Origin of the sequence: Salmonella sp. SAL04202 (assembly GCF_046550775.1) — a bacterium.
GTDB lineage: Bacteria > Pseudomonadota > Gammaproteobacteria > Enterobacterales > Enterobacteriaceae > Salmonella > Salmonella enterica.
In genome coordinates this window covers 98725-114019 of the sequence record NZ_JBGDXK010000005.1, presented here as the reverse complement: position 1 = coordinate 114019, position 15295 = coordinate 98725, and the positions used below count along the sequence as shown (strand labels likewise).

Genomic DNA, 15295 nt, shown 5'->3' with positions numbered 1-15295 from the left:
CGCCGCCGGGTGAGAGAAGATTAGTTTTTACGCAGCAAACGTAGCGCGTTGGCAGTCACCAATACCGTGGCTCCCGTATCCGCCAGGATTGCCAGCCATAGCCCGGTAAAACCCAGTAGCGTCGTCACCAGGAAAATGGCTTTCAGCCCCAGCGCAATGGTGATGTTCTGCCGGATATTCGCGTGGGTAGCGCGCGCCAGCGTAATCATTTGCGCTAACCCGCGCAGACGGTTATGAGTAAGGGCGGCGTCAGCCGTTTCCAGCGCGACGTCAGTACCGCTGCCCATCGCAATTCCGATACTGGCGGCTTTCATCGCGGGCGCATCATTAATGCCGTCGCCCACCATTGCCAGCGGCGCTTGTTGGTTAAGGGCGGTGACTGCCCGCACCTTGTCTTCCGGCAGTAGCCCGGCTTTAAACGCCAGATCCAGCTCGCCGGCAATCGCTGCCGCCGCCCGTGGGTTATCGCCGGTCAGAATCACGCCGTTAACGCCTAACTGATGCAGTTCGCGGATGGCGTCGCGCGCATCGTCACGCAACGTATCCTGGAGGGCGAGGACGCCAACAACGGTCTCGTTACGTAGCACCAGAACCACCGTCTGCCCGGCGTTTTCCAGTTCGCTAATTTGCCCGGCAAACGCTGCCGCAGGCTGTTTTCCCGCCGCGCAAATCAGAATACGTTCGCCGTTAACCTGCGCTTCAATCCCGGTGCCGGCCAGCGTTCGCTGCGATTCCGCCGTCGGGATCGCCAGATCGCGTGTCTGCGCTTCGCGGACAATAGCCTGCGCCAGCGGGTGCGTAGCGCCTTGTTCTACGGCTGCCGCCAGCGCCAACAGTTCAGCTTCGCTGATACCGCTTGCCGGATGAATCGCCGTCACCCGTGGTTTACCAATGGTCAACGTACCGGTTTTATCAAAGGCGACCTGCGTGATACGGCCCAGTTGCTCCAGCGCTGCGCCGCCTTTAATCAATGCGCCGCGCCGTGCCGCCGCCGCCAGCCCGGAGGTAATGGCCGCGGGCGTGGAGATCACCAGCGCGCACGGGCAACCGATTAATAGCAGCGTCAGCCCTTTATAAATCCACTCCTGCCAGCCGCCATCGAACATCAGCGGCGGAATAAGCGTCACCAGCAGCGCGATGACCATAATGACTGGCGTATAGATGCGACTGAAACGGTCAATAAACCGCTCAATGGGCGCACGGCGCTCTTCCGCCTCTTCAATCAGCGTCAGGATACGGTCAATCGCGCTGGCGCCAGGTTCAGATAGCACCTCCAGGGTGACGAGACGGTCAACGCTGGTCGCGCCAGCCGGGACTTTGTCGCCCGTTGCGCGCTCCACAGGGATAGACTCGCCGGTGAGCGCGCTTTCATCAAAGCTGGCGAAACCGGAGACCAGTTTACCGTCGGCGGGTAAACGCCCCCCGGCGGCGACTTCGATAATATCGCCCGGTCGCAGAGTATTAATCGCGACCTTTTCCCGCACGCCGTCGCGCAGACGGGTCGCCGTTTCCGGTTTAAGCGCCATTAACGCGCTGACGCCTTTACGGGCGCGGCTGGCGGCCCATCCTTCCAGGCGCTCGCCGATAAGGAACAGCAGCAATACCATTGCCGCCTCCGCCGTCGCGCCAATAAACAGCGCGCCAATGGCGGCGACGCTCATCAGCGTTTCAATAGCGAACCAACTGCCGCTTTTCATCAGCCGCAGCGCCTGGCGGGCAATAGGATACAGACCGACCAGAGTGGTGACGATAAAGGCCAGTTGGCCGAACGGGTGGTTAAATTGCTCCAGCCCCCAGCTTATCGCCATCATAATGATCAGCGTAATAAGCGGCAGGTTCTCTTTAAGACGAGATTCAGGCGCGGCGTCGCGCGAATCTTCACTACGCAAGGTATAACCCGCCTTCTGTACGGCGCGTTCAATTTGCGCGCGGAGGTCGGCGTCGGCATCGACCACTAACTTTTCGGTGGCGAACAGCACTTGCGCCTGGTTGACGCCGCGAATTTGGCGTACCGCATTCTCCACTTTTCGGGCGCAGGCGGCGCAGTCCATGCCGGAGATTTTCCAGGTATAGCGCGTGCCTGCCACGGCAGTAGAAACAGGCGCGCTGGACGCGCAATGTTCTTCGCAGCAGCAGCTATCGGCCTTCTGTATTGCCGGGGCTAATCTGAAGGAGGTAAAGGGCGGGACTTTTTTGCCATCGGTATCAGGGGTCGACATAACGTCCTCCGGTTGATGATAATTTTCTCATTAACCGGAGGATACACTCTGGAGTCGACTCCAGAGTCAAGCGCTATTATTTACAGGTACAGCGAGCGAACAATCAGGAAGTGTCCGGCAAAGTAGCAGGCGGCGGCAATCGCGTTATCCGCCCGGAAACGGCGGCGGTAATGGCTACCCAGCCAGACGATATTGCCGATGAACAGCAGCGTCGCGCCGGTAAAGGCCGAAAGGGCTGGCGCCGTTGGGCGGAAGAACCACAGTTCGCCCGCCAGCCAGACCATGACCAGCGTCATGGCGATAAAAGTACATACCGGCCAGCGTAGCTCCTCCAGTCGCGTCCAGATAACGGCGATAAGCAACGCGCCGACTATCAGTAACGCCAGCGGCAGCGGCCAGAAGAACGACAACGTCATTTGGCTGGCAAAGTAAATGGTGTAGAGCAGATGCGATAAGAAAAATGCCCCGACGGCGTACAGCAGGCGTTGACGCGGTAAGAGCGTTAACGCATCGCCGACCAGCGAGGCGCACAGCCCGGCCAACACAAGATAACTGATGGCGTCAAACATCGGCGCTTGCCAGGCCAGTAACAGTAATAGTAATAACGTGACGGGCTTAAAAACCCAGCGTTGCCAGGCTGGCCCGCGATAGGAGGCGTCCACATACAGCCATGCGGACAGGCAGACAGCGATAAACGACCAAAGCATCTTAATTCCTTGAATTCGTTATTTTTTCGCAAACGGTATGCTTGCGGCTCTATTATTCAGTGTAGAGGCCGTGACGGTCAGATGACAACACTATAACGGGCAGGGTATGCTTATTTCCGCATTTTCTGACAGGTTAACAGTATGAGTAAGCCACCGCTTTTCTTCATTATAATCATCGCATTAATCGTAGTTGCCGCGTCGTTCCGCTTCGTTCAGCAACGGCGGGAAAAAGCCGCTAATGAGGCGGCGCCGTTACAGCAAAAGCAGGTCGTGGTCAGCAATAAACGGGAGAAGCCGGTTAACGACCGACGCTCTCGCCAGCAGGAAGTGAGCCCGGCGGGAACCAGTATGCGCTATGAGGCCAGTTTTAAGCCTCTCAATGGCGGTCTGGAAAAAACGTTCCGTTTACAAGCGCAGCAGTACCACGCTTTGACGGTGGGCGATCAAGGTACGCTAAGCTATAAGGGAACGCGGTTCGTCGGGTTTGTTAGCCGTACCCCGGATAACGAATAAACCGTCATCCGGCAGCAAACGTTATTTTTTGTTCTTAAACTTCTTCTGCCAGACCAGCAGCTCAAACACGCCGAACAGGAAAATGCGGATTTTCTCTCCCGTCGTCATCTGCGGACCCGCTTTCGGTATCGTTGATTTCAGTAGCGCCAGTTGCATACCGTGCATCAGCGCCATGAACACCAACGCTACGTTGACGAAGATATTGAGCGGGCGCGGGAAGGGATGCACCAGATTAAGAATCAAAAATGCCCACACGAAGAGCATTAATAAGCGGCCCAGATTAATCAACATCATTTTCTCCTTGCGCGTCGCGCTGATACAGACGATAAGCGACCTGTCCGGCCACCTTTTCTCGATACAATGCCCAGTTCGCCGGAACGGGCGGCAGACCGTTTTCCACCTCGCTTTCTACGTAGATTAGCGCGTCGTCGGCCAGCCATCCCTGGGTTTCCAGCAATTGTAACGTCTCTTCCAGCAGCCCTTTACGAAACGGCGGGTCGACAAAGACGACGTGATGCGGCGTTCCCGGCTGGCTGAGGAAGGCCAGAGTATTGGTATTGACGACGCGAGCATTGTTGGCTTTCAGCGTCGCCAGATTTTTTTGCAACTGCTGCGATACGGCGCGATCCATTTCCAGTAACGTTGCCTGGGCCGCATAACGCGATAGCGCTTCCAGACCCAGCGCGCCGCTGCCGGCAAAGCAATCCAGACAATGGGCGTCTACCATTACCGGAGCCAGCCAGTTAAATAACGTTTCGCGCACGCGATCGGTGGTGGGACGCAGACCCGGGCTGTCCGGAACCGGTAATTTACGGCCACGCCATTGCCCGCCAATAATGCGGATTTGGCCGCTGCCAGAGTGAGTCGGTTTTTTCATTTCTCTTGCTCGAACCGCCTGTTGCAAGTTATTCCAGGCGGTGATGTGAATTAAGTTAAGTGATAGACTATTTCATCATTTTTTTAGCTTCCATGTATATAGCGCCGCGAGGGGTGTAGTCGCAGATGGCAAAACAGAAAAAACGTGGCTTCTTTTCCTGGTTGGGCTTCGGTGATAAAGAGCAGAAGCAGGAACAGACCGAAGAACAGCAGATTGTTGAGGAACAACGACCGGTTGAGCCCCCTGTTGAAACGGCGGCAGACATAGACGCGCAAACGCCCGCGCACAGCAAAGCAGAAACAGAAGCCTTTGCGGAAGAGGTGGTGGACGTTACTGAGAAAGTTCAGGAGAGCGAAAAACCGCAGCCGGTAGAGCCGGAGCCCGCGACGGCCATTGAGATGGCAGCGCCGCAGATCGCGGTGGAACGCGAGGAATTGCCGCTGCCGGAAGAGGTCAAAGACGAGGCTATCTCGCCGGAAGAGTGGCAGGCCGAAGCGGAAACCGTAGAGGTCATTGCCGCGGTAGAAGAAGAGGGCGAAAACGCGGCGAAATTCACCGACGAAGAGCTGGAAGCGCAGGCGCTGGCCGCTCAGGCGGCGGAAGAGGCGGTGATGGTTGTTCCGCCGGTGGAAGAAGACGCGCCGGTGGAAGCGATCGTTCAGGAACAGGAAAAACCGACTAAAGAAGGTTTCTTTGCCCGCCTGAAACGCAGCCTGCTGAAAACCAAAGAAAATCTCGGTTCCGGATTTATCAGTCTGTTCCGCGGCAAGAAAATCGACGATGATTTGTTCGAGGAGCTGGAAGAGCAGTTGCTCATCGCTGATGTCGGGGTGGAAACCACGCGTAAGATTATCGCTAATCTGACGGAAGGCGCCAGCCGCAAACAGCTTAAAGATGCCGAGGCGCTGTATGGTCTGTTGAAAGACGAGATGGGCGAGATTCTGGCGAAGGTAGACGAACCGCTTAATATTGAAGGTAAAACGCCTTTTGTTATTCTGATGGTTGGCGTGAACGGCGTGGGTAAAACCACCACTATCGGTAAACTGGCGCGCCAGTTTGAGCAGCAGGGTAAATCAGTGATGCTGGCGGCGGGGGATACTTTCCGCGCGGCGGCGGTCGAACAGCTACAGGTCTGGGGACAGCGTAACAACATTCCGGTTATCGCCCAGCATACCGGCGCGGACTCCGCCTCGGTGATTTTTGACGCTATCCAGGCCGCGAAGGCGCGTAATGTGGATGTGTTAATTGCCGATACGGCAGGGCGTCTGCAGAACAAGTCGCACCTGATGGAAGAGCTGAAAAAAATCGTTCGCGTCATGAAAAAGCTGGACGAAGAAGCGCCACATGAAGTTATGCTGACCATTGACGCCAGCACCGGACAGAACGCGGTAAGCCAGGCCAAACTGTTCCATGAAGCGGTAGGCTTAACCGGTATTACCCTGACCAAGCTCGACGGTACGGCGAAAGGCGGGGTGATTTTCTCGGTAGCTGACCAGTTTGGCATTCCTATCCGTTACATTGGCGTGGGCGAACGTATCGAGGATTTGCGTCCGTTTAAGGCGGACGATTTTATTGAGGCACTTTTTGCCCGAGAGGATTAACAATGATTCGCTTTGAACATGTCAGCAAGGCCTATCTCGGCGGGAGACAAGCGCTGCAGGGAGTGACATTCCATATGCGGCCAGGCGAGATGGCGTTTCTGACCGGCCACTCCGGCGCGGGGAAAAGTACCCTGCTGAAGCTAATCTGTGGGATTGAGCGGCCCAGCGCCGGCAAAATCTTCTTCAGCGGGCATGATATTACGCGCCTGAAAAACCGCGAAGTGCCGTTTTTGCGCCGCCAGATTGGGATGATTTTCCAGGATCACCATCTGCTGATGGATCGCACGGTCTATGACAATGTGGCGATACCGTTAATCATTGCCGGCGCCAGCGGCGATGATATCCGTCGTCGTGTGTCAGCGGCGCTGGATAAGGTTGGACTACTGGACAAAGCGAGAAACTTCCCGATTCAACTCTCCGGAGGCGAACAGCAGCGCGTGGGCATCGCCCGCGCGGTGGTCAATAAGCCAGCGGTATTGCTGGCGGATGAACCGACCGGGAACCTGGACGACGCGTTGTCGGAAGGGATTTTACGTCTGTTTGAAGAGTTTAACCGCGTAGGGGTGACGGTACTGATGGCGACGCACGATATTGGACTTATCTCCCGTCGTTCCTATAGGCAGCTCGTCCTGAGCGATGGACATCTGCATGGAGGCCTGGCCAATGAATAGGCGCGACGCGATTAACCAAATCAGGCAGTTCGGCGGACGGCTGGATCGACTACGTAAGTCTCGCGGCGGAACAGGCGGCGGGCGCAACGCGCCAGGACGCCAGAAGCCGACGCCGAAACCGAACTCACGTAAAACGAATGTCTTTAATGAACAGGTGCGCTATGCCTGGCACGGCGCGCTGCAGGATCTGAAAAGCAAACCGCTGGCGACGTTTCTGACGGTGATGGTGATCGCCATCTCCCTGACGCTGCCCAGTGTCTGTTACATGGTCTATAAGAACGTCAACCAGGCGGCGACTCAGTATTATCCGTCGCCGCAGATCACCGTTTATCTGCAAAAAACGCTGGATGATGACGCGGCGGCACGGGTTGTTGGGCAGCTTCAGGCCGAGCAGGGCGTTGAGAAGGTCAACTACCTGTCCCGTGAGGACGCGCTGGGAGAATTCCGCAACTGGTCGGGTTTTGGCGGCGCGCTGGACATGCTGGAAGAGAACCCGCTACCGGCGGTGGCGGTGGTGATCCCCAAGCTGGACTTCCAGAGTACCGCCTCGCTTAATACGCTGCGCGACCGTATCTCGCAGATTAACGGCATTGACGAAGTCCGCATGGATGATAGCTGGTTTGCGCGCCTGGCGGCGCTCACCGGGCTGGTGGGCCGCGTGTCGGCGATGATCGGCGTGCTGATGGTCGCGGCGGTCTTCCTCGTTATCGGCAACAGCGTGCGCCTGAGCATTTTTGCCCGTCGCGATACCATTAACGTGCAAAAGCTGATTGGCGCGACCGATGGCTTTATCCTGCGTCCGTTCCTCTATGGCGGCGCGTTGCTCGGTTTTTCCGGCGCGTTTCTTTCACTGATATTGTCTGAAATTTTGGTGATGCGTTTATCATCGGCGGTGACTGAAGTGGCGCAGGTCTTCGGCACGAAGTTTGATCTCAATGGCTTATCGTTCGATGAGTGCCTGTTGCTGCTGCTGGTCTGTTCCATGATTGGCTGGATCGCCGCCTGGCTGGCCACGGTGCAACATTTACGTCACTTTACTCCCGATTGATAAAATCGTGGTATAATCTTTCCCTGCAATGGGCTTCCGTTCGCAGGGAAAGAGTCCCTGTTGTCTCTTCCCCGCGTTTCATCTTCATGTCACATTATGTGTGTAAATTATGCACAGTGTTACATTGAACTTGTGGATAAAATCACTGTCTGATAAAAGAGTGGATGATATTCTCGTTGCTCATCGGCTTTGGCACGGTTGTTGCTCGCTGACGGTGCCAGGCAATACTGATTGAGAGGATTTGAATGACCAAAGAAATGCAAAATTTAGCTTTAGCCCCTGTTGGCAACCTGGAATCTTATATCCGGGCGGCGAACGCGTGGCCGATGTTATCGGCTGACGAGGAGCGGGCATTGGCTGAAAGGCTGCATTACCAGGGCGATCTGGAAGCAGCTAAAACGCTGATCCTGTCTCACCTGCGCTTTGTTGTTCATATTGCTCGTAACTATGCGGGCTATGGTCTGCCGCAGGCGGATTTGATCCAGGAAGGCAACATCGGCCTGATGAAAGCCGTACGTCGTTTCAACCCGGAAGTAGGCGTGCGCCTGGTCTCCTTCGCCGTACACTGGATTAAAGCAGAAATTCACGAATACGTGCTGCGTAACTGGCGTATCGTTAAAGTCGCAACCACGAAAGCGCAGCGTAAGCTGTTCTTTAATCTGCGTAAAACCAAGCAGCGTCTGGGCTGGTTTAATCAGGATGAGGTTGAAATGGTGGCGCGCGAACTGGGTGTTTCCAGTAAAGACGTGCGTGAGATGGAGTCGCGTATGGCGGCGCAGGACATGACGTTTGACATGTCTTCGGACGATGAGTCCGACAGCCAGCCAATGGCGCCGGTGCTGTATCTGCAGGATAAATCGTCTAACTTTGCCGACGGCATTGAAGACGATAACTGGGAAGAGCAGGCCGCTAACCGACTGACCGACGCGATGCAGGGGCTCGACGAGCGTAGCCAGGATATTATCCGCGCTCGCTGGCTGGACGAAGACAATAAGTCTACGTTGCAGGAGCTGGCCGATCGTTACGGCGTCTCCGCTGAGCGTGTGCGCCAGCTTGAAAAGAACGCCATGAAAAAGCTTCGCGCTGCGATCGAAGCGTAATCTTCGCGAATTGCCAATGAACCCTCGAATGTGAATTCGGGGGTTTTGTTTTTTGTAGGCCGGATAAGGCGTTTACGCTGCCATCCGGCAATACGTTTGCCCGATGGCGCTTCGCTTATCTGGCCTACGGGCCCTTCCTCCCCCCCACCGACACAAATCTGTTATCTGGATGTAAATTTAGCTATTCCAAAATAATAAAAATCGGGTATGTTTTAGCAGAGTATGCTGCTAAAGCACGGGTAGCTAGCCAATAATCGAAATAAAGTGCTGAACAATAACACCACAACACACGTAACAACCAGAATAATGGGGATTATCAGGATGAATATGAAGGGTAAAACGTTATTGGCAGGATGTATCGCCCTGTCATTAAGCCATATGGCATTCGCAGAGGACATTAAAGTCGCGGTTGTCGGCGCGATGTCCGGTCCGGTGGCGCAGTATGGCGACCAGGAATTTACCGGTGCGGAGCAGGCAATTGCCGATATCAATGCGAAAGGCGGTATTAAAGGCGATAAGCTCGTCGCGGTGAAATATGACGACGCCTGTGACCCGAAACAGGCGGTAGCTGTCGCTAACAAAGTGGTGAACGACGGCATCAGGTATGTTATCGGTCACTTATGCTCCTCTTCCACACAGCCAGCGTCTGATATCTACGAAGACGAAGGCATCCTGATGATAACCCCGGCGGCGACCGCGCCGGAGCTGACCGCGCGCGGCTATAACCTGATTTTGCGCACGACCGGTCTGGACTCTGACCAGGGGCCAACGGCGGCAAAGTATATTCTGGAGAAGGTAAAACCGCAGCGCATCGCGATTATCCACGATAAGCAGCAGTACGGCGAAGGGCTGGCGCGCGCGGTGCAGGACGGTCTGAAGAAAGGCGGCGTTAACGTCGTATTCTTTGACGGCATCACCGCCGGCGAAAAAGATTTCTCCACTCTGGTAGCGCGTCTGAAAAAAGAGAATATCGACTTTGTCTACTACGGCGGTTATCACCCGGAAATGGGGCAGATCCTGCGCCAGTCCCGCGCCGCAGGGCTGAAAACCCAGTTTATGGGGCCGGAAGGGGTGGCGAACGTCTCGCTGTCTAACATCGCCGGAGAGTCGGCGGAAGGCTTACTGGTCACCAAACCGAAGAACTACGATCAGGTGCCAGCGAACAAACCGATTGTGGATGCCATCAAAGCCAAGAAACAAGATCCTAGCGGCGCGTTTGTCTGGACCACCTACGCCGCGCTGCAATCCTTACAGGCGGGGCTGAACCACTCCGACGATCCGGCGGAAATCGCCAAATACCTGAAAGGCGCCACGGTCGACACCGTAATGGGACCGCTGTCGTGGGATGAGAAGGGCGATCTGAAAGGATTTGAGTTCGGCGTGTTTGACTGGCATGCGAATGGTACGGCGACAGACGCTAAGTAATTTTCCTGGCGCCTTTCGCGCTGCAGGTGCGTTGGCTACGTTCTTCAACCCCGGTCACTTACTTATGTAAGCTCCCGGGGATTTCATAACTTGCTGCCTGCCTGCAACGCGAAATTCTTGGAAAATTGCGAGGTGGTTTTTATCTTTTCTCCCGGCATATAGGCCGGATAAGCGTCAGCGCCATCCGGCTTTCTTTTAGCGCTTCTCCCAGCCGTCATGCTGGGCGGTAAAGCCTAACGCCTGCATAAACGCGGCCATCACGCTACGGTCTTCAACACCGACATCTGCCATCCACCACGACGAGACGTTGGGATTATCGCGGATGACTTCTTCTACCAGGTATTGCCCGACGCCGCGGCGACGGGTGATTTCACGCACGCGTAAGGAATCCAGCGCGCCCTGCGTTCCGCTCAGCGTCACTCTTACGGCGCCCAACAAACGTTCGTTAAACCGCGCGGCATAAATCCGGTGCGTTTCATCTACGCTTAATGAGGAGGCGGAATATTCCGGCCAGATTTTGCCCAGATCGATCTGATCCTGAGCGCTAAAGTGTTCTAAACGAAGAATGGTCAGCTTCATCGACGGCTTGTCCCGATTTCAAAAGATGCGATCAGTGTACCGAAACAGGCAGGCCAGATGCTTTCTCTTTTTTGTGTCATTTACCAGGTTATTAATTTTTTAACAACGATAATTACAGTTTGAAGCATTAGAGAATGGAAAACAGGCAGCATAATTCCCTGAATGCTAGTGAATTATTCCACTTAATATGCCGTTATTTTATGCTGACAAGCGTGCTTTTTTTGTTTATCTATAGCGAAAAGCAGAATATTATCTTTTCTTAATAGACTGAAAAATAGAGATTTTAATCTTATTATGCTTTAAATGCTGCGCTAACTCATTAATGAGTCAGTAAAAAGCGCACCATTTATAAAAAGTACAGTCTGCTTTTTAACCAGCAAAAAACAAAACATATAACATCACGAATGGGGATACAGGCACATGAAACGGAAAGCGAAAACGATAATCGCAGGGATGGTTGCATTAGCAGTCTCGCAGGGGGCAATGGCAGATGATATTAAAGTCGCCATAGTCGGGGCAATGTCCGGCCCGGTAGCGCAATGGGGCGATATGGAATTTAACGGTGCGCGCCAGGCCATTAAAGACATCAACGCGAAAGGCGGGATTAAAGGCGATAAGCTGGTCGGCGTAGAGTACGATGATGCCTGCGATCCAAAACAGGCGGTGGCGGTGGCCAACAAAATCGTTAACGACGGTATTCAGTACGTTATTGGTCACTTGTGTTCTTCTTCTACTCAGCCAGCATCCGATATCTATGAAGATGAAGGTATTCTGATGATCTCCCCGGGGGCGACTAACCCGGAGCTGACCCAGCGCGGCTATCAGTACATTATGCGTACCGCCGGCCTGGACTCCTCCCAGGGGCCAACGGCCGCGAAATACATCCTGGAAACGGTGAAACCGCAGCGCATCGCTATCATTCACGATAAACAGCAATACGGCGAAGGACTGGCGCGCTCCGTGCAGGATGGCCTGAAGCAGGGCAATGCCAATATTGTCTTTTTTGATGGTATTACCGCCGGTGAAAAAGATTTCTCCGCCCTGATTGCTCGCTTGCAAAAAGAGAATATCGACTTTGTGTATTACGGCGGCTACTACCCGGAAATGGGGCAGATGCTGCGCCAGGCGCGGGCTAATGGCCTGAAAACGCAATTTATGGGGCCGGAAGGCGTGGGTAACGCGTCGCTGTCCAATATTGCGGGCGGTGCGGCGGAAGGCATGTTGGTGACGATGCCAAAACGTTATGACCAGGACCCGGCGAATAAAGCGATTGTTGAGGCGCTGAAAGCCGACAAGAAAGATCCCAGCGGTCCGTATGTCTGGATCACCTACGCCGCCGTCCAGTCACTGGCGACCGCAATGACGCGTAGCGCCAGCCATGCTCCACTGGATCTGGTGAAAGATCTTAAAGCGAACGGGGCTGATACCGTTATTGGGCCGCTGAAATGGGATGAAAAAGGCGATCTTAAGGGATTTGAATTTGGCGTCTTCCAGTGGCACGCCGACGGCTCGTCAACCGTCGCGAAGTAATGCCAGAAGATAAGTTATCCCACCGCCCGCACGCCGGGCGGGTTTAAAAAGGTTACCTTATGTCCGAGCAGTTTCTCTATTTCTTGCAGCAGATGTTTAACGGCGTCACGCTGGGGAGCACCTACGCGCTGATTGCTATCGGTTATACGATGGTGTACGGCATTATCGGCATGATCAACTTCGCTCATGGCGAGGTGTATATGATCGGCAGCTACGTCTCTTTTATGATCATCGCCGCGCTAATGATGATGGGAATAGACACCAGTTGGCTCCTGGTGGCCGCTGGATTTATCGGCGCGATTATTATTGCCAGCGCCTACGGCTGGAGTATCGAGCGAGTCGCTTACCGGCCCGTGCGCAACTCCAAGCGCCTGATTGCCCTGATTTCCGCCATCGGGATGTCCATCTTCCTGCAAAACTACGTCAGCCTGACGGAAGGTTCGCGCGACGTGGCGTTACCCAGCCTGTTTAACGGCCAGTGGATTGTGGGCAGCAGCGAAAACTTTTCCGCGTCCATCACCACCATGCAGGCGGTTATCTGGATAGTCACCTTTCTGGCTATGCTGGCGCTCACCATTTTCATTCGCTACTCCCGGATGGGCCGCGCCTGCCGCGCCTGCGCGGAGGATCTGAAAATGGCCAGCCTGCTCGGCATTAATACTGACCGCGTCATTGCGCTAACGTTTGTTATCGGCGCGGCAATGGCGGCGGTGGCGGGCGTGCTACTCGGTCAGTTCTATGGCGTAATTAACCCCTACATCGGTTTTATGGCCGGGATGAAAGCGTTCACCGCGGCGGTGCTGGGCGGGATTGGCAGCATTCCGGGCGCGATGATCGGCGGTCTGATTTTGGGCGTCGCCGAAGCGCTCTCGTCTGCATATTTAAGTACCGAATATAAAGATGTCGTATCGTTCGCTCTGCTGATTCTGGTACTGCTGGTGATGCCGACCGGTATCCTGGGGCGTCCGGAGGTAGAGAAAGTATGAAACCGATGCATATTGCGATGGCTCTGTTCTCTGCGGCGATGTTCTTCGTTCTGGCTGGCGTCTTCATGGGCGTACAACTGGAGCTGGACGGCACCAAACTGGTGGTGGATACCGCCGCCGACATCCGCTGGCAGTGGATCTTTATCGGTACGGCAGTGGTTTTTTTCTTTCAGTTGCTGCGTCCGATGTTCCAGAAAGCGGTGAAGCACGTCTCCGGACCGAAGTTTATTCTGCCGGCGATCGATGGTTCTACCGTTAAGCAAAAGCTGTTTCTGATGGCGCTGCTGGTTATCGCCGTGGCGTGGCCGTTTATGGTGTCGCGCGGTAGCGTCGATATCGCCACCATGACCATGATTTATATCATCCTCGGTTTGGGGCTGAACGTGGTGGTGGGGCTGTCCGGCCTGCTGGTATTGGGCTACGGCGGCTTTTACGCCATCGGCGCTTATACCTTTGCGCTGCTCAACCACTATTATGGTTTGGGTTTCTGGACCTGCCTGCCGCTGGCGGGACTGGTCTCCGCCGCCGCCGGTTTCCTGCTCGGCTTCCCGGTACTGCGTCTGCGCGGCGACTATCTGGCGATTGTGACGCTCGGCTTCGGCGAAATCGTCCGTATCCTGCTGCTCAACAACACTGAAATTACCGGCGGCCCGAACGGCATCAGTCAGATCCCCAAACCGACGCTGTTTGGTCTGGAGTTTAGCCGCAACACCCGCGAAGGCGGCTGGGATACCTTCAGCAATTTCTTTGGCGTGAAGTACGACCCATCCGACCGGGTCATTTTCCTCTATCTGGTGGCCCTGTTGCTGGTGGTCCTGTCGCTGTTTGTCATTAACCGCCTGCTGCGTATGCCGCTGGGCCGGGCGTGGGAAGCGTTGCGTGAAGATGAGATCGCCTGTCGCTCATTAGGTTTAAGCCCGACGCGCATCAAGCTGACCGCTTTTACTATCAGCGCCGCGTTTGCCGGTTTCGCCGGGACGTTGTTTGCCGCCCGCCAGGGCTTTGTCAGCCCGGAATCCTTCACCTTCGCCGAATCCGCCTTCGTGCTGGCGATTGTGGTGCTGGGCGGCATGGGCTCGCAGTTTGCGGTGATCCTGGCGGCGGTTCTGTTGGTGGTGTCGCGCGAGTTGATGCGCGATTTCAACGAATACAGCATGTTGATGCTCGGCGGTTTAATGGTGTTGATGATGATCTGGCGCCCGCAGGGATTGCTGCCGATGACGCGTCCGCAGTTGAAGCTGAAAAGTGGTCAGGCGAAAGGAGAGCAGGCATGAGTCAGCCATTATTAGCGGTTAACGGCCTGATGATGCGCTTTGGCGGTTTGCTGGCGGTCAACAATGTATCGCTGGAATTGCGTGAGCGGGAAATTGTGTCGCTGATTGGCCCTAACGGCGCGGGTAAAACGACGGTGTTTAACTGCCTGACCGGTTTCTATAAGCCGACAGGCGGTACGATCACGTTGCGCGAGCGGCATCTGGAAGGATTGCCGGGCCAGCAGATCGCCCGCATGGGCGTGGTACGTACTTTCCAGCATGTGCGTCTGTTTCGCGAAATGACGGTGATTGAAAACCTGCTGGTGGCGCAGCACCAGCAACTGAAAACGGGCCTCTTTTCCGGCCTGTTGAAAACGCCCGCTTTCCGCCGCGCGCAAAGCGAAGCGCTGGACCGCGCGGCGACCTGGCTTGAGCGTATTGGCCTGCTGGAACATGCCAACCGCCAGGCCAGTAATCTGGCCTACGGCGACCAGCGCCGGCTGGAGATTGCCCGCTGCATGGTGACGCAGCCAGAAATTCTGATGCTCGACGAACCGGCGGCTGGCCTTAACCCGAAAGAGACCAAAGAGCTGGATGAGCTGATTGCCGAACTACGTAACCATCACAACACCACTATCTTGCTGATTGAACACGATATGAAGCTGGTGATGGGCATTTCCGATCGCATTTACGTGGTGAACCAGGGCACGCCGCTGGCGAACGGCACGCCGGAAGAGATCCGCAACAACCCGGACGTCATCCGCGCTTATCTGGGTGAGGCATAAG

General features: G+C 55.3%; 16 protein-coding genes. 10 read left to right on the top strand and 6 right to left on the bottom strand.

The window, feature by feature from the left end:
* Window positions 1-20: 20 nt before the first annotated feature.
* Both zntA and ACLJQJ_RS18600 read right to left on the bottom strand, forming a co-directional pair.
* Window positions 21-2219, bottom strand: a complete 2199-nt coding sequence (gene zntA / locus ACLJQJ_RS18605; RefSeq protein ID WP_063808782.1) for a Zn(II)/Cd(II)/Pb(II) translocating P-type ATPase ZntA — start codon at window positions 2217-2219, stop codon at window positions 21-23.
* Between the two features lie 80 nt (window positions 2220-2299).
* Window positions 2300-2926 carry a lysoplasmalogenase gene (locus ACLJQJ_RS18600; protein WP_000964735.1) on the bottom strand — a complete coding sequence of 209 codons (627 nt, stop codon included), beginning with the start codon at window positions 2924-2926 and terminating at the stop codon, window positions 2300-2302.
* Between the two features lie 141 nt (window positions 2927-3067).
* On the opposite strand from ACLJQJ_RS18600, the gene ACLJQJ_RS18595 reads away from it, so the two are divergent.
* A complete protein-coding gene (locus tag ACLJQJ_RS18595; RefSeq protein ID WP_000042855.1) occupies window positions 3068-3439 on the top strand; it encodes a DUF2500 domain-containing protein in 372 nt (123 codons plus the stop codon).
* Between the two features lie 21 nt (window positions 3440-3460).
* Here the strand turns inward: ACLJQJ_RS18595 and ACLJQJ_RS18590 are convergent, their stop codons facing one another.
* Together ACLJQJ_RS18590 and rsmD are read right to left on the bottom strand one after the other, a co-directional pair.
* Window positions 3461-3730: a DUF1145 family protein gene (locus ACLJQJ_RS18590; protein ID WP_000906757.1), complete on the bottom strand. Its 270-nt coding sequence runs from the start codon at window positions 3728-3730 to the stop codon at window positions 3461-3463.
* A complete protein-coding gene (gene rsmD / locus ACLJQJ_RS18585) occupies window positions 3720-4316 on the bottom strand; it encodes a 16S rRNA (guanine(966)-N(2))-methyltransferase (RefSeq protein ID WP_000743275.1) in 597 nt (198 codons plus the stop codon). The genes ACLJQJ_RS18590 and rsmD overlap by 11 nt, the downstream gene beginning before the upstream one ends.
* A 125-nt stretch (window positions 4317-4441) precedes the next feature.
* On the opposite strand from rsmD, the gene ftsY reads away from it, so the two are divergent.
* The 5 genes from ftsY (at window position 4442) to livJ (ending at window position 10161) form a co-directional block, all read left to right on the top strand.
* Entirely contained in the window at window positions 4442-5917 is a 1476-nt protein-coding gene (gene ftsY / locus ACLJQJ_RS18580; RefSeq protein WP_063808783.1) for a signal recognition particle-docking protein FtsY, read from the top strand.
* Window positions 5918-5919: 2 nt separating this feature from the next.
* Window positions 5920-6588, top strand: a complete 669-nt coding sequence (ftsE, locus tag ACLJQJ_RS18575) for a cell division ATP-binding protein FtsE (protein ID WP_000617729.1) — start codon at window positions 5920-5922, stop codon at window positions 6586-6588.
* The gene (gene ftsX, locus ACLJQJ_RS18570) at window positions 6581-7636 is read left to right on the top strand and encodes a permease-like cell division protein FtsX (RefSeq protein WP_001081707.1); all 1056 of its coding nucleotides are present in this window, start codon (window positions 6581-6583) and stop codon (window positions 7634-7636) included. Before ftsE ends, ftsX begins: the two co-directional genes overlap by 8 nt.
* Window positions 7637-7881: 245 nt before the next feature.
* Window positions 7882-8736, top strand: a complete 855-nt coding sequence (gene rpoH / locus ACLJQJ_RS18565) for an RNA polymerase sigma factor RpoH (RefSeq protein ID WP_000159621.1) — start codon at window positions 7882-7884, stop codon at window positions 8734-8736.
* 321 nt (window positions 8737-9057) lie between these two features.
* Window positions 9058-10161, top strand: coding sequence for a branched chain amino acid ABC transporter substrate-binding protein LivJ (livJ, locus tag ACLJQJ_RS18560; RefSeq protein WP_020437707.1), 1104 nt, complete (start codon window positions 9058-9060; stop codon window positions 10159-10161).
* Window positions 10162-10244: 83 nt separating this feature from the next.
* Here the strand turns inward: livJ and ACLJQJ_RS18555 are convergent, their stop codons facing one another.
* Complete coding sequence (locus ACLJQJ_RS18555; RefSeq protein ID WP_063808784.1) at window positions 10245-10379, bottom strand: hypothetical protein; 135 nt, start codon at window positions 10377-10379, stop codon at window positions 10245-10247.
* Window positions 10357-10740, bottom strand: a complete 384-nt coding sequence (panM, locus tag ACLJQJ_RS18550; protein ID WP_000778873.1) for an aspartate 1-decarboxylase autocleavage activator PanM — start codon at window positions 10738-10740, stop codon at window positions 10357-10359. Before panM ends, ACLJQJ_RS18555 begins: the two co-directional genes overlap by 23 nt.
* 420 nt (window positions 10741-11160) lie before the next feature.
* Between panM and livK the strand changes: the two genes are divergently transcribed.
* From livK to livG, 4 genes are read left to right on the top strand one after another with little or no spacing between them, the layout of a single operon-like run.
* Window positions 11161-12270: a high-affinity branched-chain amino acid ABC transporter substrate-binding protein LivK gene (livK, locus tag ACLJQJ_RS18545; RefSeq protein ID WP_000822983.1), complete on the top strand. Its 1110-nt coding sequence runs from the start codon at window positions 11161-11163 to the stop codon at window positions 12268-12270.
* Window positions 12271-12329: 59 nt separating this feature from the next.
* Window positions 12330-13256 carry a high-affinity branched-chain amino acid ABC transporter permease LivH gene (livH, locus tag ACLJQJ_RS18540; RefSeq protein ID WP_000003007.1) on the top strand — a complete coding sequence of 309 codons (927 nt, stop codon included), beginning with the start codon at window positions 12330-12332 and terminating at the stop codon, window positions 13254-13256.
* Window positions 13253-14530, top strand: coding sequence for a branched chain amino acid ABC transporter permease LivM (livM, locus tag ACLJQJ_RS18535; RefSeq protein WP_000803764.1), 1278 nt, complete (start codon window positions 13253-13255; stop codon window positions 14528-14530). Before livH ends, livM begins: the two co-directional genes overlap by 4 nt.
* Window positions 14527-15294, top strand: coding sequence for a high-affinity branched-chain amino acid ABC transporter ATP-binding protein LivG (gene livG / locus ACLJQJ_RS18530; RefSeq protein WP_000082083.1), 768 nt, complete (start codon window positions 14527-14529; stop codon window positions 15292-15294). Before livM ends, livG begins: the two co-directional genes overlap by 4 nt.
* Window position 15295 lies beyond the last annotated feature (1 nt).